The sequence below is a fragment of the Dyadobacter sp. NIV53 genome, assembly GCF_019711195.1.
Taxonomy (GTDB): Bacteria; Bacteroidota; Bacteroidia; order Cytophagales; family Spirosomataceae; genus Dyadobacter.
Map to the genome: position 1 here is coordinate 1,835,728 of NZ_CP081299.1, position 20,150 is coordinate 1,855,877.

Annotated in this window: 25 protein-coding genes and 1 pseudogene; 16 read left to right on the top strand and 10 right to left on the bottom strand. The window is 42.0% G+C overall.

The features are described from left to right. Nucleotides 1-65: 65 nt before the first annotated feature. Nucleotides 66-863, bottom strand: a complete 798-nt coding sequence (locus KZC02_RS07480) for an SDR family NAD(P)-dependent oxidoreductase (protein WP_221393521.1) — start codon at nucleotides 861-863, stop codon at nucleotides 66-68. Nucleotides 864-992: 129 nt separating this feature from the next. On the opposite strand from KZC02_RS07480, the gene KZC02_RS07485 reads away from it, so the two are divergent. Next, complete coding sequence (locus KZC02_RS07485) at nucleotides 993-1,373, top strand: helix-turn-helix domain-containing protein (protein WP_221393522.1); 381 nt, start codon at nucleotides 993-995, stop codon at nucleotides 1,371-1,373. Nucleotides 1,374-1,609: 236 nt separating this feature from the next. Here KZC02_RS07485 and KZC02_RS07490 read toward each other — a convergent pair. Further along, nucleotides 1,610-1,887, bottom strand: a pseudogene (locus KZC02_RS07490) (alcohol dehydrogenase catalytic domain-containing protein). Nucleotides 1,888-2,063: 176 nt separating this feature from the next. Next, on the bottom strand, nucleotides 2,064-2,633 hold the full coding sequence (locus tag KZC02_RS07495) for a DUF4136 domain-containing protein (RefSeq protein WP_221393524.1): 570 nt from the start codon (nucleotides 2,631-2,633) through the stop codon (nucleotides 2,064-2,066). Nucleotides 2,634-2,919: 286 nt separating this feature from the next. Between KZC02_RS07495 and KZC02_RS07500 the strand changes: the two genes are divergently transcribed. From KZC02_RS07500 to KZC02_RS07515, 4 genes are read left to right on the top strand one after another with little or no spacing between them, the layout of a single operon-like run. After that, nucleotides 2,920-3,768: a universal stress protein gene (locus KZC02_RS07500; protein WP_221393525.1), complete on the top strand. Its 849-nt coding sequence runs from the start codon at nucleotides 2,920-2,922 to the stop codon at nucleotides 3,766-3,768. 37 nt (nucleotides 3,769-3,805) lie between these two features. Beyond that, on the top strand, nucleotides 3,806-4,690 hold the full coding sequence (locus KZC02_RS07505) for a universal stress protein (RefSeq protein WP_221393526.1): 885 nt from the start codon (nucleotides 3,806-3,808) through the stop codon (nucleotides 4,688-4,690). After that, a complete protein-coding gene (locus KZC02_RS07510) occupies nucleotides 4,687-4,932 on the top strand; it encodes a hypothetical protein (protein ID WP_221393527.1) in 246 nt (81 codons plus the stop codon). Before KZC02_RS07505 ends, KZC02_RS07510 begins: the two co-directional genes overlap by 4 nt. A 15-nt stretch (nucleotides 4,933-4,947) precedes the next feature. After that, nucleotides 4,948-5,766 (top strand): universal stress protein, encoded by an 819-nt coding sequence (locus KZC02_RS07515; protein WP_221393528.1) that lies wholly within the window; start codon nucleotides 4,948-4,950, stop codon nucleotides 5,764-5,766. 91 nt (nucleotides 5,767-5,857) lie between these two features. On the opposite strand, the gene KZC02_RS07520 is transcribed toward KZC02_RS07515, so the two are convergent. From KZC02_RS07520 to KZC02_RS07530, 3 genes are read right to left on the bottom strand one after another with little or no spacing between them, the layout of a single operon-like run. Next, the gene (locus tag KZC02_RS07520) at nucleotides 5,858-6,607 is read right to left on the bottom strand and encodes an SDR family NAD(P)-dependent oxidoreductase (protein WP_221393529.1); all 750 of its coding nucleotides are present in this window, start codon (nucleotides 6,605-6,607) and stop codon (nucleotides 5,858-5,860) included. Between the two features lie 48 nt (nucleotides 6,608-6,655). Continuing rightward, nucleotides 6,656-7,177 (bottom strand): hypothetical protein, encoded by a 522-nt coding sequence (locus KZC02_RS07525; protein WP_221393530.1) that lies wholly within the window; start codon nucleotides 7,175-7,177, stop codon nucleotides 6,656-6,658. 25 nt (nucleotides 7,178-7,202) lie between these two features. Continuing rightward, nucleotides 7,203-8,321, bottom strand: a complete 1,119-nt coding sequence (locus KZC02_RS07530) for a L,D-transpeptidase family protein (protein WP_221393531.1) — start codon at nucleotides 8,319-8,321, stop codon at nucleotides 7,203-7,205. A 199-nt stretch (nucleotides 8,322-8,520) separates the two neighbouring features. Between KZC02_RS07530 and KZC02_RS07535 the strand changes: the two genes are divergently transcribed. Beyond that, on the top strand, nucleotides 8,521-9,213 hold the full coding sequence (locus tag KZC02_RS07535; protein WP_221393532.1) for a hypothetical protein: 693 nt from the start codon (nucleotides 8,521-8,523) through the stop codon (nucleotides 9,211-9,213). Between the two features lie 145 nt (nucleotides 9,214-9,358). On the opposite strand, the gene KZC02_RS07540 is transcribed toward KZC02_RS07535, so the two are convergent. Further along, nucleotides 9,359-9,844, bottom strand: coding sequence for a DinB family protein (locus KZC02_RS07540; protein ID WP_221393533.1), 486 nt, complete (start codon nucleotides 9,842-9,844; stop codon nucleotides 9,359-9,361). Between the two features lie 75 nt (nucleotides 9,845-9,919). Next, complete coding sequence (locus tag KZC02_RS07545) at nucleotides 9,920-10,273, bottom strand: hypothetical protein (protein ID WP_221393534.1); 354 nt, start codon at nucleotides 10,271-10,273, stop codon at nucleotides 9,920-9,922. 271 nt (nucleotides 10,274-10,544) lie between these two features. On the opposite strand from KZC02_RS07545, the gene KZC02_RS07550 reads away from it, so the two are divergent. From KZC02_RS07550 to KZC02_RS07565, 4 genes are read left to right on the top strand one after another with little or no spacing between them, the layout of a single operon-like run. Continuing rightward, nucleotides 10,545-10,751, top strand: coding sequence for a hypothetical protein (locus KZC02_RS07550; RefSeq protein WP_221393535.1), 207 nt, complete (start codon nucleotides 10,545-10,547; stop codon nucleotides 10,749-10,751). Continuing rightward, nucleotides 10,748-11,581: a universal stress protein gene (locus KZC02_RS07555; RefSeq protein ID WP_221393536.1), complete on the top strand. Its 834-nt coding sequence runs from the start codon at nucleotides 10,748-10,750 to the stop codon at nucleotides 11,579-11,581. Before KZC02_RS07550 ends, KZC02_RS07555 begins: the two co-directional genes overlap by 4 nt. Before the next feature lie 11 nt (nucleotides 11,582-11,592). Beyond that, nucleotides 11,593-12,426, top strand: coding sequence for a universal stress protein (locus tag KZC02_RS07560; protein ID WP_221393537.1), 834 nt, complete (start codon nucleotides 11,593-11,595; stop codon nucleotides 12,424-12,426). An 8-nt stretch (nucleotides 12,427-12,434) separates the two neighbouring features. Next, complete coding sequence (locus tag KZC02_RS07565; protein ID WP_221393538.1) at nucleotides 12,435-12,959, top strand: flavodoxin domain-containing protein; 525 nt, start codon at nucleotides 12,435-12,437, stop codon at nucleotides 12,957-12,959. A 181-nt stretch (nucleotides 12,960-13,140) separates the two neighbouring features. On the opposite strand, the gene KZC02_RS07570 is transcribed toward KZC02_RS07565, so the two are convergent. Beyond that, on the bottom strand, nucleotides 13,141-13,584 hold the full coding sequence (locus KZC02_RS07570; protein ID WP_221393539.1) for a universal stress protein: 444 nt from the start codon (nucleotides 13,582-13,584) through the stop codon (nucleotides 13,141-13,143). Between the two features lie 345 nt (nucleotides 13,585-13,929). Here KZC02_RS07570 and KZC02_RS07575 point away from each other — a divergent pair, with 345 nt between their 5' ends. Continuing rightward, nucleotides 13,930-14,244 carry a BON domain-containing protein gene (locus tag KZC02_RS07575; protein ID WP_221393540.1) on the top strand — a complete coding sequence of 105 codons (315 nt, stop codon included), beginning with the start codon at nucleotides 13,930-13,932 and terminating at the stop codon, nucleotides 14,242-14,244. 27 nt (nucleotides 14,245-14,271) lie between these two features. On the opposite strand, the gene KZC02_RS07580 is transcribed toward KZC02_RS07575, so the two are convergent. Next, nucleotides 14,272-15,123 (bottom strand): universal stress protein, encoded by an 852-nt coding sequence (locus tag KZC02_RS07580; protein WP_221393541.1) that lies wholly within the window; start codon nucleotides 15,121-15,123, stop codon nucleotides 14,272-14,274. Nucleotides 15,124-15,491: 368 nt separating this feature from the next. Here KZC02_RS07580 and KZC02_RS07585 point away from each other — a divergent pair, with 368 nt between their 5' ends. The 5 genes from KZC02_RS07585 to KZC02_RS07605 all read left to right on the top strand — a co-directional run bounded on the left by KZC02_RS07585 (nucleotide 15,492) and on the right by KZC02_RS07605 (nucleotide 20,125). Continuing rightward, nucleotides 15,492-16,163 carry a BON domain-containing protein gene (locus KZC02_RS07585; RefSeq protein ID WP_221393542.1) on the top strand — a complete coding sequence of 224 codons (672 nt, stop codon included), beginning with the start codon at nucleotides 15,492-15,494 and terminating at the stop codon, nucleotides 16,161-16,163. Nucleotides 16,164-16,264: 101 nt separating this feature from the next. Further along, complete coding sequence (locus KZC02_RS07590; protein WP_221393543.1) at nucleotides 16,265-16,804, top strand: ATP-binding protein; 540 nt, start codon at nucleotides 16,265-16,267, stop codon at nucleotides 16,802-16,804. Then, nucleotides 16,758-17,765 (top strand): hypothetical protein, encoded by a 1,008-nt coding sequence (locus tag KZC02_RS07595; RefSeq protein WP_221393544.1) that lies wholly within the window; start codon nucleotides 16,758-16,760, stop codon nucleotides 17,763-17,765. Before KZC02_RS07590 ends, KZC02_RS07595 begins: the two co-directional genes overlap by 47 nt. A 174-nt stretch (nucleotides 17,766-17,939) precedes the next feature. Continuing rightward, nucleotides 17,940-19,025 (top strand): ATP-binding protein, encoded by a 1,086-nt coding sequence (locus KZC02_RS07600; protein ID WP_221393545.1) that lies wholly within the window; start codon nucleotides 17,940-17,942, stop codon nucleotides 19,023-19,025. A 212-nt stretch (nucleotides 19,026-19,237) separates the two neighbouring features. Further along, nucleotides 19,238-20,125, top strand: a complete 888-nt coding sequence (locus KZC02_RS07605) for a DUF6920 family protein (protein WP_221393546.1) — start codon at nucleotides 19,238-19,240, stop codon at nucleotides 20,123-20,125. The last annotated feature ends 25 nt before the right edge of the window (nucleotides 20,126-20,150 follow it).

Genomic DNA, 20,150 nt, shown 5'->3' on the forward strand with positions numbered 1-20,150 from the left:
CCAATCCTGAACACAGGACTGGCGTTTTGCAATTGCCTTCGGATACAACATTTCGATTATCAGGACTAGACTGAAAAAGTTTGACCTCCGTCTACACGAACGATCGATCCCGTAATGTTATCAGCGTACGGGCTCATCAGATAAGCTACCGCGCCTGCCACTTCTTCTGGCCTACCAAATCTTCCCGTATCATTTTGCAAGAATTGGGCTGCTGCATTTTTTTCAATTTCATCCCAGTTATCTCCCCAATTATTTTGTTTTGCCATGCCAAGGATCAGTTTTTTTACGGATTCTACCAACATTGCTCCCGGCGCAACCGTATTAGAAGTAATGCCTGAACCTTTCAGCTCCCTGGCAAGTGATACCGTCAGGTTATGCCTTGCCGCCATTGCCGCATTATAGTCCGGCTGAATTGCCATAGGCTGGATCGCCGTTATACCGCCGATCTGAACTACCCTTCCCCAACCAAGTTTACGCATTTGAGGAAGCAAACGCTGAGTCATTCTTATACCTGATACCACGTTGATATTGTAAGTATCCAGCCATTCTTTCGGTGTCACATCCAACCAGGGCTGCCCACGGTAAACCCCTGCATTGTTGATCAGAATATCGACCTGTCCATTGGCCAAAGCTGCGGCTACCACACGATCAGCGCCGTCTTCGGTTGTCAGGTCTCCTATCGCGTATTCGGCCTTTCCACCAAATTTATTAATCTTATCTGTAACCGATTTGGTCCTCTCTTCATCACGACCATGAATAATCACCTCAGCGCCTTCGCTCGCCAGCATACTAGCAATTGCTTCTCCCAGACCAGAACTTGATCCGGTAATTAATGCTCTTTTTCCTTTAATTTTTAAGTCCATTTTATTTTGTAATTATCAATTACTTACTTTTGGTAAGTCAAAGGTATTTGGTAAGTAAGACTCAAACAAGAACGTACCAGAATCTCAGTCACTTACCGCCATGTTTGTTATATTGAAAACTAAGAGGTTATGATTCGAAAAGAAATAAAAAAAGATTTTGACATGGCTGATTGCGGTATCCGTAATCTCCTTGACCGTGTTGGGGACAAATGGTCTTTGATGATTATGGACATTTTGGGAAGCGACGGAACACTGCGTTTTAGTGAACTGGATCACAAAATAGAAAGCATATCACAAAAGATGCTCACTGTAACACTGAAAAGTCTGGAAACGGACGGGCTTATCAACCGAAAGATGTATCCCCAGATTCCGCCCAAGGTTGAATATTCGCTTACTGATCTTGGCAGAACACTACTGCCTGCCATTACTATGCTGAAAAACTGGGCAGTAGAAAGTATGCCGGCTATTTTGGAAGCAAGAAGCAGAATGGAATCGAAGAAAAATATATAGCTAACCGCAATTCAGAGCTTAACTACTCTATTGACTTACTTTTTCCCAGTGTAATTTCAGCACCTGAATTGTCACGTCTGGAAAAGCAACTTCCATCTTTTTACGAGGTTAAAATTACTTTTCCGAACGACTCTATATCAAAAGGATTTTAAAGAGCTGCGGGCAAAATTGTACGTTTAAGTACTTGCCCATATTTGCATAAAAACTGTCAAGCGGAAACCAATATTGTTCATAAGCTACCGTAACTTAGCGTACCCGCCGTCCACCGTATAGCCTGTAAAAAGGGCGTTTTCGCAAAGATTCTCCTGATTTCGCTCACAATATTTGCAGTATCCGCAGGTATATCTGAGCCAGGGAATGCCGACAAAATCGCCAACTTATGCCTGGAAACTTCACTTCCCGATTGCACCACTTGCCCGACAATTTCGTGCCCCGGAATAAGGTCTGGCTTTGGATCTGCTAGTTCCCCGTCCACAATATGGAGGTCGGTTCTGCAAATCCCACAGGCGATCACCTTTACGAGTATCTGATTTTCCTGAGGAACCGGTATTGGTACTTTTGAAAAGGCCAATGGCTTTCCCGGTGAATGGAAATCATAGCGTTCATGGTATCCGGCAGATTCATAACGATTGGGCTCGGCTTGACTGCAACAACCTAACCATCAGAAGATCAATAGATTCGAGTTACACTTTACTGTTCACGAAAAGTGACAGTTGGATCAATATCTCCTTTCGATTCAGGAAAATTTTGAAAAATTTTTGCTACTGCTGATCTGATCAGGATATCCGTGTCTTTGGTGTCGTAAAGCACTACTTCCATGGCGGCAACCGCCCATCCGCGCCAGACCAGATTTTGGTTTTTTGTACTCATGAAGTCAATGATCAAAGTTCCTTCGCGGTAGCTGAATACGTCGGATCTGGGACGCATGAAGTAATCGCCATACATATAGCCGTAAGGATCCGGAGTCAGCATTGAGCGCTCTTCCATTACAATGTGATAGTGCAGCGTGAGGTCAGGATTCTGGTCGGTACGGACATACCCTTTTGCCTGCATCAGGTCGCTGGCGGCTGCTCTTATCCGTTTATCGTTCAATTCGCTGTAATATAACGGATTGCCTTTTTTCTCCGTTTGACTTGCCCCCTCCCAGGTGAAGGTCTTATAATTTTGGACGTTATCCGCCTTGTCGTAATCATAATATGCGCGAATCGCAGGACTACAACCGTATAAACCGATCAACAAAACCATGCATAGCTTTTTCATGACGTTTTGATTTAGCTTTCTTCAATATCTAGTTCAGCTCAAATTTATCCGGATGGATTTTGGCAAAATATGTTCTCCTGCATGATTTAAGCTGATATTACTCATGAATTGTGCTTTTGAAATTCAGAAAACAAGACCCCACAACCTCCTCTCCCGAATATGGGCGAGTCATGACCAAAGTCAGGTTTCATGCCAATGAACATCATTCTAATCTTTTTTGATAATCAATAGTTTAGCATCGTCAATCAACAATTTGATGACACGCCAAACCATTAATCGAACAACCATGAAAAAGATCCTCGTGCCCTGCGACTTCTCAGATTCTGCAAGACAAGCTTACAAGTTTGCTATTGATCTTGCTGCTGCCAATGGCGGCGAGGTAATTTTGGTAAAGATTATAGATCTCACACCTGTATATGTTGAAAGCCTGGATTCGAATCCTTATTATTTGCATGTGACGTCTGTGTTAAAAGAACTGGAAGTGGATGCCTGGGATGATTTTGAGGTTTTTACAAAAGCAATAGATGCTAAAAATGTGAAAGTAACTTTTGTAACTGAGCAAGGCACGGTATGCCAGACATTACTGAACCAGATCCACAAACAAGAAGCAGACCTTGTGGTGATGGGCACACGCGGCGTACATGGATTGAAAGAATTCTTATTAGGCTCCAATACTGAAAAAATTGTTCAATGTGCACCTGTTCCGGTATTTGTCATTCACCATGCGCAAAGTTTTTCCAGGATCAAAAACATCATTTTTCCTACTGAAATTGATCTGACTCAAAATGCAATAGTCGAAAAAATTAAAGCACTGCAGGCCTTTTTCAATGCAACCCTTCATTTATTATATATTAAAACACCAGTCAATGATGAAAAAATTGAGGAACTGGAAATGAGTCTGGGAAACATGGCCCGCTTCTACGATCTGACCAATTATACAATCAATGTCCGGGAACATAACAATGAGGAAGATGGTATACTAAAATTCTCAACTGCTTTAAGTAACTCCATTATAGCAATGGGCACGCACGGGAATAAGGGACTTAAGCACTTCATGGCCGGTAGCATTGCTGAAAGTGTTGCGAACCATTCAAAGGAAACGATCTGGACGTATTCAATTGGGGCTCAGCAGTGATGCCGCGTAGATCCAACATTACAAAGGCTTTATTTATATGAAAAAGATCCTTGTGCCGTGCGATTTCTCACCCTGCTGTGAAAATGCGTTGAGATTTGCCATAGAACTGGCAGGCAAATGCCATGCTGAGGTGATCATTCTAACCATTTTGAAACTCCCGGAGAAACTCTCCGATGCTAAGGATCTTGATTTATACAGAAAACTGGCCAGAGTTGGTTTTGAAAAAATTAAAAAGACTTACCGGCTTCCCATCAGGATCAGGCACGAAATTACCGTGGGAAAAATATTACCGGAGATACTCGGATGTATAAACAGGAAGAACATTGACCTGGTTGTGATGGGAACGAAAGGCTCCCGAGGTTGGGAACAGATATTCATGGGTTCGAATACTGAAAAAGTGGTTAGGGCCTCGCCAGTTCCGGTGTTGTCGATTAAGGGACTAACTGCGGTTGGTTCAATAAAAAATATCGTTCTTCCCTGCGATCTGAGACATCACCAATTTGAATTCATAGAGCAATTAAAATTCCTCCAAAAAACTTTTCAGGCTAAACTTCACTTGCTGCGTATAAACACGGACGTCAGGGTCGAAAATAGCTCGCTCGAATCCCGGCTGCGGGAATACATCATTCATTATGGACTTGACGATACGACCTGCAACGTCAGGTTTGACGATGATGAGCGGGCGGGAATCGTCCACTTCGCAAAGGAAATGAATGCAGATATGATCGCTATGTCAACACACGGCAATCTTGATGCCGGGCATTTGTTTGCCACCAGCATTGCAGCAGATGTAGTGAATCATGCCAATATGCCTGTCTGGACTTGTGCTGTAAACAAGAGACTTGCCGAGCCTAAGCCGCCAATAACCGAAAAACGTGCCTCGACCCATAAACCACTAAGTTCAAAATTAACCATACCATGACCTACAAACCTACCACCCAGCAAATGAGTTTTGTTCTGCCATTGTATTTCACAAAGGCCGAAGTAGTATTTACGAAAGGCAGTGGAAGCCTTGAAAATATCAGCTTTCAGATACTTGAAAAAACTGAACCAAGGCATGTGGTGTCGACAGAAAAACTTGAAAAAGGATTTTGGCTGGCTCAGCTTGTCTGGTCTATGGGAAGATCCCAATACTGTACCGAAAAGTTAATTGAAATCGCTTAAACAAAAAATTACTTTATGAAAACCATTGTCCTAGCCACCGATTTTTCAAAAGAATCAGCATCCGCCTCCGAGTTCGCAGTAAAAATCGCGGGGATTTTAAAGTCACGTCTGCTGATTTTGCACGTTTATAAGTCATCATTCCATATTCCAACCTGGACGGATCTGCCTGTTCCAGAAGAAGACAAAGCGAAGCTCAAAAGTATGCGCCAGTTGTACCACCTTCGGAAACGGCTTAGGGAATTTTCCGGAAAGTCAGTAGAGATAATCCTGTCCGCAAGGGAAGGCGACGCCATCGACACTATTAAAGAAGTAACAAGCGAGCAACATGTCGACTTGCTTATCATGGGCACTGCTGGTGCAAAATCTCCGGGCTATACTTATTTTGGCAGCAAGGCTACCGAGCTGATTTTACAGATTACGGTGCCTCTACTCCTGGTTCCGCCAAAAGCACACTTCTCTCAATTTGAAAAAATGGTACTGGCTGCCGATCTGAGACACCCTGTCAATGCAGCCGCACTGGAAAATGTGATACATTTTTGCAAAGAGTTCGGGGCGACCTTAGACGTCGTATGCATCAGCGAGGAGCCTTCCGACCCGAAAACCCTTGAAACCGGCCAGCATATCCGTAATCTTATGTTATCTATCCCTCATACAATGAGTATTGTTTCGGGACATAATGCGACTGCGAAAATAATGGACTTTGCCACAGACAACCATGCCGACCTGCTCATTATGCTTCCCAGACAACACAACAAGCTTTTATATGCAGTGCTGGAAAGCAATACACAACAGATTGCCAGACAGGCTGATATATCTGTAATGGCAGTGATGTAAGAAGTTGTTTTGTGCATCAATCAAAAGAAAGACCGCCTGGAATTTATGCTCCCGACGGTCTTCTTTTTATTTAGCTTAGGTTAAAAATCTTTCAGGAAGCCAGGTAACCTCCGTCTACGGGATAGTAGCACCCTGTAATAAAAGAAGCCTTATCCGAACAAAGGAATAGAACAAATTCTGCGACCTCATCAGGGGTTCCTATTCGTCCAATCGGGTGCTTACCGGCAAGCCAGTTCATTGTATCTTCGTCAAAATCTTTCAGCAAAGGCGTTTTGATAAAAGCCGGCCCAACGGCAATCGCCCTTATATTTTTAGGACCATATTCGAGCGCTATATTTTTAGTGAGACCAACCACACCATGTTTTGCAGCAACATAAGCAGGGCTGTTTGCAAAACCAACTTGTCCCAGAATAGAAGCCATGTTGACAATGACACCACCACCTGATTTTAGCATTTCGGGAATCTGGTAACGCATACCATAAAAAACGCCGGATAAATTAACAGCAATAACCTTGTCCCAGCCGTCTATGGGGTACTCGCCTGTTGGTGCTGACGGCCCTCCTATTCCTGCATTGTTACATGCAAAATCCAATCGGCCAAATTTTTCGATTGTTTTCAAAACCAGCTGCTCATTATCTGCCGCGTTACCTGAATCTGCACGGACAAAGAAGGCTTCACCTCCCTTTTCATGGATCATTGAAACCGTTTCATTTCCTTCGTTTTCGTTTATATCCGAAACCGTCACGTTAACGCCTTCGCGTGCAAAAAGCAATGCGATACTTCGCCCAATACCAGAACCTGCCCCGGTAACAATGGCCGTTTTTCCTTCAAGTGAATACATGATATTTTTCGTATTAATGAATTAATATTAAATCGATATAAAAATAAATTAGTGGGAAGCATGCGCCAGGTGTGGCTTTTTGTGCTCATCATGTTTTCTCTCCCACAGGTATAGATTATCGTTTTTCTTTTGAAGTAAATACAAGGCAATGGCCATAAAGACGGTTGCAGGAAAAGCAGCATAAGTTCCAAGTGGAGCGACTGCCAAGCCGAAAACAATCCCTCCCCAGCAGCCAATTTGGAATAGCTTGCCTTTGAGCAGCATAGCGATGGCAATTAAAGCCTGACAAATGGCAATTACCAATACCATGGGCGTTATGATGGCTTCAAAAGTCCCCAGAATGAACTGTTTATAAAGTGGAATCGCACTTTCAGCATAGTCCTGATATACCCACGGCGAATCCAAAGCCATGGAAGAATTGATCCAGCACGCCCAGCCGAAAAGCATTAGAAAAAACAAGCGTGCAAATTTCGGAAACCTGATCGAGGCAAAAATAGAGAGCAGCGCCAGTACATTGGAAGTAATGTAGGCCAGCACAAAAAAGAACGGAGTAAAAGGCAGGTGGTCCATGATGATTGTGTTTAGTGATTGTGAATTACATTTTGACTTTTTGCCAGCCATAAACATCCGGATAAAAATGGAGCTGGTTATCTTCATCCAGGTCAACGAGTTGATAGGTGATGATAATCGGAATCGCCGCTGGCAGGGCAAATATCTTTGAGGGGACATTCGTCTTTTCCGTGGTTAAGAAAGAGGTTGTAAAAGTCTCTTTTTGCAAAACCAGATTAGCTAATTCAACAGGCTTGGCAAGTCTGATACAGCCATGACTTAAAAAAAGATTTTCCGCTTCAAAAAGCTCCCGGTGATTGGTATCGTGCAGGTAGACATCATAGGGACTGTTCAGATCAAACTTAATGACACCCAATGCGTTATCACATCCGGTTGACTGCCGCAAACGGTAAGGAAAGTTTCTGGCCGACAGCGATTTCCAGTCGATCACACCCGGATCTACAATTTTTCCCTGGCTATCAAGCACCTGCATTTTCAGATTATCGAGGGTAGCAGCCGGATTACGTTTTATTTTTGGAAGCAATTCTTTTGTTGCAATTGACCTTGGGACATTCCAATAAGGAAAAGTAATAATACGAGTTAGGTAGGCTCCGAAAAGTGGAGTTGGTGTATGACGCTGACCAAGGATTACCTTCGAATAAAGTAATTGGCAACCATTTTTAGTAACGACTCTTAATGTTGAAGATGGGATATTGACTATGATTAAAGCGTCAGACGGAATCCTGTTTAACCAACGGTATTCATTTAATGCAGAACAAACTATGTCGAAACCTTCATTGCTATCCGCTCCATCGGCATGCGACGAATCCAGGTAGGACTTCAAATATTTGTAGGGAAGGAAACCTGGTTCGAGTGATTTCCATTGATCTATCCATCCCTCCTTCTGCCCGATTACTGCGTCTGTGACTATTTTAAGTCGGGCCGAATCAACTTTTTGCGGAATTTTCCAATGGCCAAGATGGTATGGCCGGGATCCATAACTAACAAGTCCTGACACGCGATTGATCGAAACAGTGTCCCCGCTAATTCCGACCGTATCTACACCTGATTTGTATACCATCTCTTTCCAGACCGACAGATCCTGTCCAACGCCTGCAACTTTGACAAGGCATAAATAAAGGATCAACGCGGCGTTCAGGTTCATAATAATAGCGAAGTCACTAATATATTGTCATTCAAAACTAGCGTCTCACTTTATAAAAAAAACTGACGCAATTAGCTATAAGAACTGATAAAAATCATAAATGGGGTATCGTTAATTGATGTACTTGCCTGAACAAAAATATCTGACAATCAAATAGTACACCCAATCTATAATTAACCGACTATTCACCTGCACGCTTATGAAAACAATATGTTTACTCAAATCAATAACTGTTAGCGCTCTGCTGGTTACCGCATCTTTCCTGGCCTGCACCGACCATGTGATTCCAGATCCTGAGTCAAATTGTACTCTTTTGAATGGGTCAGCCAGATTATATTCCTGCGAATTTGAAATCACCAAAGCAGAGTTTTGCAAGGGTCTGGCAATTAACGACGTTTTTGGAACCGTAACACCGGAGCATCCGGAAATAACCTTACCGCTTGAGAACGCATGGTTCAATTTCAGCGCCGTACCAAATGCGAAAAATGTCACTTACAAGGTGAAGCTTCACATCAAACGGATCGCAAATCCATCAGTAAATGCATCAGAGGGTTATATTGTTGACAAACCAAAAGGAACTCCTGCAAACATTTTAAATAGTACTGCCGGTGAATTTCCATTGCCAGTACTTCATCCACAGGTCCCAACGGATCTTCAATCCTTACCAGTTGGGAACAGCACCGTTTTTATCACGGATGCAGAATATCACATTGAGGTTTCATATCTGGTCCCATTTAACACGCCGGTCTATTCCGATTTTACTGGTAATGTATTGTTTCTTCTACACAATATAGCTACTTCAAAAATGCTGCTGGTACCTCCGCACAATTACAAATTGCGAATTGACCTGGCGGAGGCACATATATTGGTCAGGCCTACTTTCGTAGACTAAAACATGCTGATCCGGTTTATGAAGACTTACTATACCAGTCAGCGCCAGAATTCCGTCAAATAACGCACAACAATAAACGTCCTTCAAATTCGACATAGTCAGGCCGATTTTGAAGGACGTCAGATTTTCTTCCGATGAGACCGTATTAAAAAGCAATCCCTGCGTAATGTTCCTGATGTGCATATTTAAGAATGATCGCCAGTTGGCCTCCATGATGCGCTGTGTGAGAAATGATCCTGCCCAGAGATTCCGCCTTGGTTTTCTTTCCAAATTCTTTGGTAACCACTTCTGTTTCCCAGTCCTCTGCACCTTGCTTACTGATAATGGCTTCAAGCGTTTTCGCCGAATAGGCCACGTATTCGATTAATTCTTCCAAATTCGTCCACTCACCGGTATCATGCTGGGCAATAAGCGTTTTAGCACTCACTTTCACATCACTTCCAAACACATTTTTAGCAAACAAAAGCTCTACATCACCCACATGCCGTATCAGAAAGCCTACGCTGTTTTGGGTAAGTGGCAACTTTTTGGTCAGGTCCTGAGGAGTGAGGATCGATAGCTGATTGGAAAAGCGGGTTCTTGCTTCCTTCCATAGTTCCAGCAGAATTTCGGATTTTGTTTTTGTTTCCATTTTACGTTCTACGATTATGTTTTTTTGATTTAAATAAAAGACTTGCCCAAAACAATACTGATTTTCAAAGGCCTTTCAATCTCTGAAAATGTATTTCATTTCCTTGCCGGCTGCTGCAATAATTGCGACAGTAACAATAATCACATTGGCGATGGTACCAAACTTGGCATCGCTCCAAAACATAAATATCAATACCTGGGAAACTATACCAGCTAATATTGTGGCCAAAAGCCACGCGTCGTGCTTTAGCAAGAACAAAATGGAAGCCAGTACAAATAGAAAACTGGCGATCAACCATAATATGCCGTTAGCCCGGGATATATGGTTCGTAGTAAGGTTCAGCCCGCCATAACCAAATGCCATGACAAATCCTGTCAGGTGGATAAGGCCATGAATAAACATTGCGGTAAAAAACAGGTATCTGAGCATTGGGATGAAAGTTATATGATGAATTCCCAGGTTTTTATTGATGTAAAAAAAGGAAAACAATCCGGATGCAGCGCTGACGAATCTCATGCTCAGTTATGACTTTTATCGTAGCAGTGAAAACACTACGCCGATACCGCAAGCATTTCCAGCCACATGCCTACGATCAGTTTGAAATGTGACTGTTATCATATGGAACAGCAATACTTGCTTCTAATTTTATTTCAGTAATTAATTAGGATTGAATGTTTTACGATCGATAATCAAAAAAACAATGACTACATCTTCAATTATCCCGGAAGTGCCGCCGATACCCGAACCACCGGAATTTGTTCCTACTCCGCCGATGCCCGAAAATCCGCGTTTCCCTGAAATCACGCCCGAAAACGACCCAACGCCGCTTACCTTTCCACAGGAAACACCGCCTGGAAAGTTCGCAACCTTATACTTACATATTAACCAAGTCTCCAATGCTGTATGAAAAATATTTTGATTGCAATCAACGCCGAAAAGTTAAATATTTCAGACATTGACTTAGGCTGCTACCTCGCTAAAACGAGTGGATCGAGACTAACCGGCGTGTTTCTTGAAAACCAGCTTTTGAGTGAAACACCAGCTTTAAAAACCGTTCTGGGAATGCCTTATGTTGAGACAATCGTTGCCAGCGACCTCCCGGACTACTATGAAAAACTGAAGATTTTTGACGAAAACGTCCGGATCTTTAACGAGATATGCACCAGATGCGGAGTTCAGCACTCGGTTCACCTCGACAAAACAATTCCGCTGCACGAGTTACTCTCAGAAAGTCGCTTTGGTGATCTTCTGATCATTAACCCGGCCATCAATTTTGATGATGCATCAGATGATGACTACTCAACTTTCACAACCGATGTATTAGCCAAGTCGGAATGTCCGGTACTGGTTACCCCTGTGAAGTTCGACGGCATTGATGAAATTGTTTTTACCTATGACGGTGGCGCGGCTGCGGCATTCGCCATCAGGCAATTTGCAAACATATTTCCAGAGCTTGACGAAGAAAGAATAAGCGTTGTGCAGGTCAATAAGCAAGAGGGGTCAGGTGACGAACATAATTTGAAACAGTATCTCCGTATGCATTATGCCAATGCAAGCTTCCACGAGCTGAACGGTGATCCGAATCAGGAACTTTTCAAATTTTTGTTCCAGCGAAAAAAGGCACTTGTCGTAATGGGTGCATACAGTCGTTCCAAGCTTTCCAGAAATTTCTTTCCAAGCGCTGCTGAAAAGCTGATTAAATCCCTTTCAATCCCAGTTTTTATAGCTCATCCCTAACTTCCTTTATTATGAAAAAGATCATTGTTGCGATTGACGGATTAAAATTTTCAAGAAGTGCGGCAGAATATGCAGCCCTCGTCACCCGGGAAACCAACGGCCATTTGGTCGGCGTTTTTCTGGAAGACTTTACGTATCACAGCTTTTCCATGTATAGCGCAATTCCTGACCAGGGCTTATACGACGATATTATAAGTAAGAGCGAAGAAGAAGATAAGAAAGCAAGAGCCCAGGCAATTACAGATTTCCAGGAAATATGCCGGCTTGCAAAAATCGAATACAGCGTTCACAGAGAGGAGAATTTCGCACGTAAGCAGTTGTTGCATGAAAGCATCTACGCAGACCTCCTGGTAATTGATAAAACGGAAACGATGTCGAACAATGAGGAAGAAGTTCCTTCGGATTTTATGAGAGAGCTTTTGATAAACGTGGAATGTCCGATCATGGTTGTTCCCAGGCATTTTGAGGAATTTGAAAGGGTCGTATTGCTATATGATGGGGAACCTTCGTCTGTTTTTGCGATCAAAATGTTCAGCAGCGTATTTCAGTATCTTCACAAACCCGTGGAAGTGTTGTCCGTCAAATCTTCCGAAGAAAACCTGCACCTTCCTGATAACAGGTTAATGAAAGAGTTTATGAAACGACATTATCCCAAAGCAACTTACACCGTATTACACGGCGAGCCCGAATTTGAAATTGTGGAACATCTTAAAAACAAACATCAGGATGCCCTTATCGTTTTAGGCGCTTATCGTAGAAACATCGTATCCAGATGGTTTCGCAGCAGTATGGCTGACATGCTGATGCGTGAATTAAAATCTCCACTTTTCATCGCCCATAAATAAGATTTATCATGAAAGGACTCGTGTTATACAAAGGAAAATACGGAGCAACCAAGCAGTATGCCAATTGGGTTGGAGAAAAACTTGATGCGACCGTCGTTGAAGCAGCCGCTTTATCAAGCCTTCTTTTGCAGAACTATGATTACCTGGTGATCGGCAGTTCGGTGTACATGGAAAAACTGGTTCTTGCAGACTGGCTCAAAAAAAATGGCGATCTTTTCAAAAACCGAAAGCTGTTTTTGTTTGTCGTATGTGCTACTCCGTCAACCGACAAAGTAACACAAGACAGAATTATCAGTAAAAATATTCCGGAAGCAATTTTGGCCAACTGCTCAATTTTTTTCCTGCCCGGCCGGTTGGATTTAAAAGCGTTAAACTGGCTTGATTGGCTACTGGTGAAATTTGCAGGGCGGTTCGAAAAAGACCCTATGAAGAGAAAAGTGCTTCTTAATGGCATAAATGAAGTAAAAAAAGAAAATATTACAACTTTGATAAAGGAGATAGAGGCTTTTGCACTCACTGATAAACTCCTCTAACAATTTAATTCAATGCCGTGTTTCGGAAGACTTAAATAGTCTTGCCGGAAGCGTTGCTTTTACGCTTACACTGTTGTCAGTAATTCCAGACCAGCAGGGTTAAGCGTTCTCTTTAAAAATCCTGCACTATACTCACACTTGGCACAACTGGTAATTCTCAGGTAAAGTCATTTGTTAAATCTTACGACTTGTAAAGTGCAATCAGGTCAGCTACCTGAGCAGCAAATGTAATCTTCCCAAAGTCAGATTCTGATAACAGTTGCTCAAATTCAGGTTGCTCGGAGGCAGCTACCACCACAAGATCAATTTTGTGTTCACAAATTATTTTTAGCAAACAATTCCTGGAAGGGCCTACTTCCAGTAGAAAGGCCACCTTATTATCCGCGATGCCAATTCTGCTCATTAGCCTTTCGAAGTCATTTTCTGCTTTCTCCATCAGCTCACTCAGCATGGTAATCTGTTCTTTATACGCCTTGTCCGACACCGAAGCCCGAACCGCAAAGTCTATGTTTATGATTTTGGCAACATGGACCTTGTCACCAGCGTGCGATGCCAGCGCTATTGCAAATCTGCATGCATGGTCTGCGGCCCATGAAACATTCCATGGAACTAGTATATTTTTCATTACCTGATTTGATATAGAGTATCCCTTTTTATTCACTACCAAATTATTCAGTTACCCGTTGTTATCTCAGGACTTGTACCACGTTAAGAAGTGATTGATGTCATACCTTTACACAATCGTAGTTAAAGCCTCAAAACACAGGTAGTCAAACAAATGAATCACTGCTAGGAAAAGTCGACCGGGAACGGTCTGTCATTGACCAATATCATATTCTGAATAGGTGGATAGTCATTTAGTGGTAGAAATGAATACTTTAAATTTGAAGTAGCAAAGTAAAAGTGCCATAAGATGTCAGGGACACAGCGTTTATTGTCCAAAAATCAATCACAATAGGCCTTACAGAATATGAAAAACATTGAAACATATCAGGAAAGCGATACGATTGGTACGGATTCTTTGAGCGATGCTAAAAACGTCGATTTTGGACTAAGAAAAAAAGTGTGTCTAGCATTGCAAGATGACTGCATGGTTAACATTGAGAAAATCACAGTGCGGGTACTTGGGCGTACGGTGTATCTGGAAGGAACAGTTGGTTCAGAAAAAGAACGGAACCTCGTCTACGAAGATGTGATGAATATTTTTGGCGTGAGGAATGTGGTAAACTACCTTACTTTTCCTTGTCCGTACCTGGTAAGAAATATCGCTTGTACTCCTGCATAATGAATGACGCAATTCAAAGAGACCAGATTAATCCTCATGTCCGATCGCATAAGTCCACACCTGCGCTTTTGCATGATTCACCACATCCTCAGCGATGCTTCCAAATAGCAAGTGAGTGATCCCTTTATTTCCATGGGTCGCCATCGCAATGATTGAATGTTCTAAACCCTTCGCAAATGCTAATATACCATGCTGCTCATGATGGTGATGATAGATATTAAGTTTGTAGTCATGCAGACTATAAAACTTTGCAAAGTTTTCCAGGTTGACCATCGCTTCCTTATCGGAAAACGGGCTCGCCGGTGTGCTCACATACAGCAGATACAATTCGGCATTAAGAGAATTTTGAAGCGCTTTTATACCATTAACCAGGGCATGCTGATCCAGATCAAAAGTTGTGGGAAAAACAATTTTTTTTATGGCTGAAAGTGGTTGTGCTTTATGGACAGCTAACACAGGAACCGAAGAGAAACGAACGATTTTTTCAGTATTTGATCCTATTAAAAACTCCTTCATTCCGCTGGCACCAGTCGTGCCCATGACAACAAGATCAATTTCTTTTTCTTGAATTGTTCTTAAAATTGTATCAGTTATATCTCCGGATTCGACAGAGAAGTATACCGGTACCAACGGCTTGTCAAAACTTTCCTTTATCTCGTCGAATTCCTTACTTAAATCCTCCGTCAATTCACCAGAATATAAAACCGGATCCGGATAAGAATAAGGCTGACCAGGCATGCCGTTACCATAAACTATCGCTGGCTCAATAACCTTAAGTACCAATATTTCGCCTGAATTAGCAACAGCAATATCCAGCGCAAATTTATACGCTTCTCTGGCCGAGAAGGAAAAATCGAAGGGAACCAGGATCTTTTTCATCACTTAAAATTTGAGGTACATTCATTTTATTCCACCAAGGTACTTCCGTCCAGGCCAGGGAGAAATGATATTTGTTACCGGGCAGTATGACATTTCTCATGCAACGCCGGAAGTGCAAAAAAAGGAGTCGGCGTTTTGTGCCCGTTCAGTTTTAACAGATTGCAATGACTATTAAACAAGACTTTGCAAAGCGGGCCTGATCAATAGTTTAAAAGAGAAAAAGTGCTGTCTTCATTGGAAAAGGATAATCATTTCTAATAATGACTTCTGTCATTTACCGTGCATTGGTGTCTATCTAAATTTACAAACCGACCAGACTATCAGTCGGTAGCAATGTTATTTCCATTTTCACCAATCATAAATTTCCTATGAAAACTGACATTCAAATTCAACAAGATGTAATGGAACAAATTAAATGGCAATCTCTCCTTAATGCTGCCGAAATAGGCGTTTCGGTTAAAGACGGGATTGTTACGCTATCCGGCCACGTGGACACTTATGCAAAAAAGACAGCCGCGGAAAAAGCAGCAAAAAAAGTGAAAGGTGTAAAAGCCATCGCAGAGGAAATTTGTGTTGGAATTTCGACCTCTGATAAAAAAAATGATGGTGAAATTGCGGAAGCTGTGGCGAATGCGCTCAAATGGAACAGCGCCGTAAAAGATGAGAAGATTAAAATAAAGGTGGAAGATGGATTCGTAACGCTTACAGGCGAAGTGGAATGGGATATTGAAAGAACAAACGCAACAGATGCAATTAAAAATTTGACCGGTGTTGTCATGGTGTTCAATCTGGTTACGATAAAACCTAAGCCATTGGCAGAAAATGTCAGCCAGAAAATACAAGCTGCTTTTGCACGGCATGCTTCCATTGATGCTTCCAAAATCAAGGTCGAAATCGTGGGTAACAAAGCAATTTTGACAGGATATGTGAGGTCTTTCGTGGAAAGCGAAGATGCCGAAGCCGCCGCATGGGCAGCTCCTGGTGTAAATGCCGTAGAAAATAAACTCGAAATCGGAGAAGAGGAATTTGCATACAATTAAGCGGTTATCGAATCATTGTAACAAGAAGTTTGCTGCTCTGGCAAACTTCTTGCCGTTTTTGTGAAAGCAGTAAATAATAAATTCTTTAACTGTTCCGGATTATGATAGTTATCGTATCAGGATTGCCCGGATCGGGCAAGTCGTTTTTTGCGGAAAAACTCTCAAAAGCGCTGGGGGCTGAATATATAAGCAGTGACCGCATCCGGAAGGGCTTGAATGCGTCAGGTCTATACACGTTTTCGGATAAACTTGCCATATATCTCGCCATGGCTGAGAAAACCCGTAAAGCTGTAAAGGGAAATAGAACTGTCGTTGTGGATGCGACCTTTTACCACCATACCATGCGTGACTATTTCAAACAGCTTGCAGAGGAAGAAACTGTTCCAATATATTTCATCCTGGTCAAAACCACCGAGCAGATTGCCAAAAAACGTTTGAGTGAACCCAGGGCAGATAGCGAAGCAGACTATGGTGTGTATGTGAGTATCAAAAATCAGTTTGAGAAGTATACCTTCCCTCACCTGACCCTGTTTTCCACCAATGACAATATCGAAGAAATGCTAAGTAAGACAACCGAACAGCTCTCTAAACGCCATGAACGAAAAGCAGATAAATCAATTGGCGACAGAAGGATTTTTTAGCGGTAAACCATTAGAAGGGGCGCTGGAAGAAACACATATTTCCTGGGTGATCCTTAGCAAAAAATTCGTTTTTAAGATCAAAAAACCAGTTAATTTGTCCTTCCTGGATTTTTCTACACTTCCCAAAAGAAAAGAACTTTGTGAAAAAGAATTGCTCCTGAACAAACGATTCTCGTCCATTTATTTGTCAGTCGTACCAATCCGTTGTGTGCATAATCGCTGGACAATTGGAGAAGGTGAAGGAGAAATAGTGGACTATGCCGTAATGATGAAGCGGCTGGATCCCGCCAAAAGGATGGACAAGCTTCTCGTAAAAAACCGAATACCTGCATCTTCTGTTTCTGCGTTGGCCCGCAATGTTGCGCGTTTTCATCTAAGAGCCAGGGTAATCAAAGCTCCATTTATTTTAAATGAGGCCATCTCAACCTATAACGACATACTGAGCATCAGCAAATTTGTCCGGGATAATTTGGGAGAAAATTATGTGCGTATCATTGAAAAAAGTATTGCATGGAGCGGAGAAATGCTTATTAAACTTAAAACCAGAATAGACGACAGAGTCTGCCTTGGATTCAAAAGAGACGTACATGGAGATCTGCATGCCGGAAATATATTCGCATATAAGCAGCCCATTGTCTTTGATTGTATCGAATTTAACGACTCGTACCGGCAAATAGACGTAATGAGCGAGATCGCATTTCTGTGTATGGATTTGGAAGCATATAACCGGAGAGATCTGGAACAAACATTTATCACAACGTACAAAAAAGCATTCGACTGTTTCACTGAACCGGAAGACGATGAGATTTTCAATTATTACAAATGTCTTCGTGCCAATATCAGGGCGAAAGTTCACGCGATCAATTGCGAACAGGCGGAAAATGAATTCGATCGCGAATTTCATTTGGGAAGAGTCAAAAGTTATTTGAGATTAATTGCAGAATACGCTGATATTGGATGAGCGGGATCAGTTTTTTAGATGACTTTAATCAGATCTAAAAATTCTAAATCTTTCTAACTTGACAGAGCGTACAATAACATTTCAAAACCCTCCAAATAATCATGACAAGCTTTTTAATGGTAAGGATGCTAAAAGACTCTTGTAAAATTCACACCATTTACCAAAAACAAATGTATGTCTCCTTACCCAAACAGCAGAAGAATAGAATTCCTTGCCACTTTGGTGACAGATCATATAACAGCCATGATCGCCTATTGGGATCAGGACCTGATTTGCCGGTTCGCCAACGCCTCCTATCTGAAATGGTTTGGGAAAAGAAGTGAAGATATGGTCGACAAAATAACACTGAGGGAGTTACTAGGGCCATTATACGAAAAAAATCTTCCATACATAGAGGGTGCACTACGTGGTGATGCACAAACTTTTGAACGGGAGATCCCCTTGCCCACGGGCGAACTCAGGTATTCGCTGGCCAACTATTTCCCTGACATTGAAGACGGAAAAGTCATGGGTTTCTTTGCTCATGTGGCCGATGTGCACGAAATGAAACTTCTTGAAAAAGAGCTGACCAGATCCAATCAGGTAATTACAGAGCAAAACAAACAGCTCAAAAATTTTGCTAACATCGTTTCGCACAATCTTAGGTCCTACTCCGGAAACCTGGACTCGCTGCTCCAGCTGCTGGATTTGGTTGAAACAGAGGATGAGAAAGCAATTATCCTCAATTATCTTCGCGATCTATCCAGAGGCTTCTCTGCTACTGTAAATCACCTTACGGAAATTGTGAATTTTCAAAACCAGCAGGAGAGACATCATGTAAGTTGTAATTTACTGCAGTTCGTTAACGAAACAATTACCATACTTAAACTTCAAATTGACAGTTGTAGCGCGATTATTCGGGTTAAAGTAGAATCCAAATTAGTTCTTACGACAAATCCGGCATACCTGGAAAGCATTCTGCATAACCTGATTACAAACGCGTTAAAATATCGACATCCGCAACGGCGGCCGGACATTACAATTCAAGCCTGGAAAACGGACGACGGTATCGTGCTGGACATCCGTGACAATGGTTTAGGGATTGATTTGAATAAACATGGGAAATCACTTTTTGGTATGAATCAAACATTTCATGGAAATGCTGATGCCCATGGTATTGGATTGTATATTACCAAATATCAGGTTGACTCTCTTGGTGGGGCAATTGTCGTGGAAAGTGAAGTAGACTTGGGAAGTACTTTTCGTGTAACCTTTAATTAAAAGCCGGGCTTACGTTTGTGTTAACCTCAAAAAAGCGACGCGTGTTGTAACATCATGACATTTCTCATATTATTTTGGCTACAACAATCATAGATTCCTGAAAATCAAGCCGCTAAATTTATAAAGAAATAAAACCGGCAGTAATTCAGACATTTTGATGGGTCGGTATATTTCAGTTTGAGGCTGTAAACCATAACGACATCCGAAAGATTATGAAAACCATCCATGAGCCACTGGCGCCTAAAAAAGAACTCCCTGCAAAGTCACAGCAACACTCTTCGATCATCGCTACCATTTTGTTGCTGATTATTATTGTAGCTGTCACTGCCCCTCTGACCGGCGAATTTTTTCTATCTGCTCAATTTAAAGACGAAGTTCGCCGGCTGTATTTAAACCGTGAAAAAGTATCCGCAAAGCGATTTTCGTACCAGCAGCTGGATGGGTTACCGGTGCCTGTACAAAAATACTTTAAACATGTTTTGCCAGAAGGGCAGCCAGCGATACAATCGGTTAGGATGCTCCAAAAAGGACAGTTCAAAACAGGCTTAAAAAAGGACTGGATCAATATTGACGGGGAACAATATGTAACCACCCAAAAACCAGGATTCGTCTGGAAAGGGAAAACGTATATGTTTTCAGCCAGGGATATGTATCTGAATGGTAAGGGAAAACTTGTTGTGGATCTTTTCAGTATTTACAGGTTGCAAAAAGGTGAAGGCCCAAAATATGATGAAGGAGAACTGCTTCGCTGGCTGGGTGAAAGTGTAGTATATCCAACCAACTTACTTCCCGGCGACAATCTGCTTTGGTTTCCCATCGATGACAAATCTGCACAGCTAATCTACTATTACAAAGGCATTTCGCTTTCTTACAATGTTTTTTTTAACAATAAATATGAAATTGAGCGGATGGAAACGCAGCGCTATATGGGTGATACGAATAAGGAAAAGTGGGTTAACAAACTGTCTAACTACCAGTTGCGAAATGGAATTCTGATACCTATCGACCTGGAAGCGGGATGGCAGTTGAAGGAAGGTTATTTCCCTTATGCCAAGTTTCAAATTACAAATATTGAGTACAATAAATTCGAGATGTTCTGATGTTGACAAGACTAGTCGCCTTTAT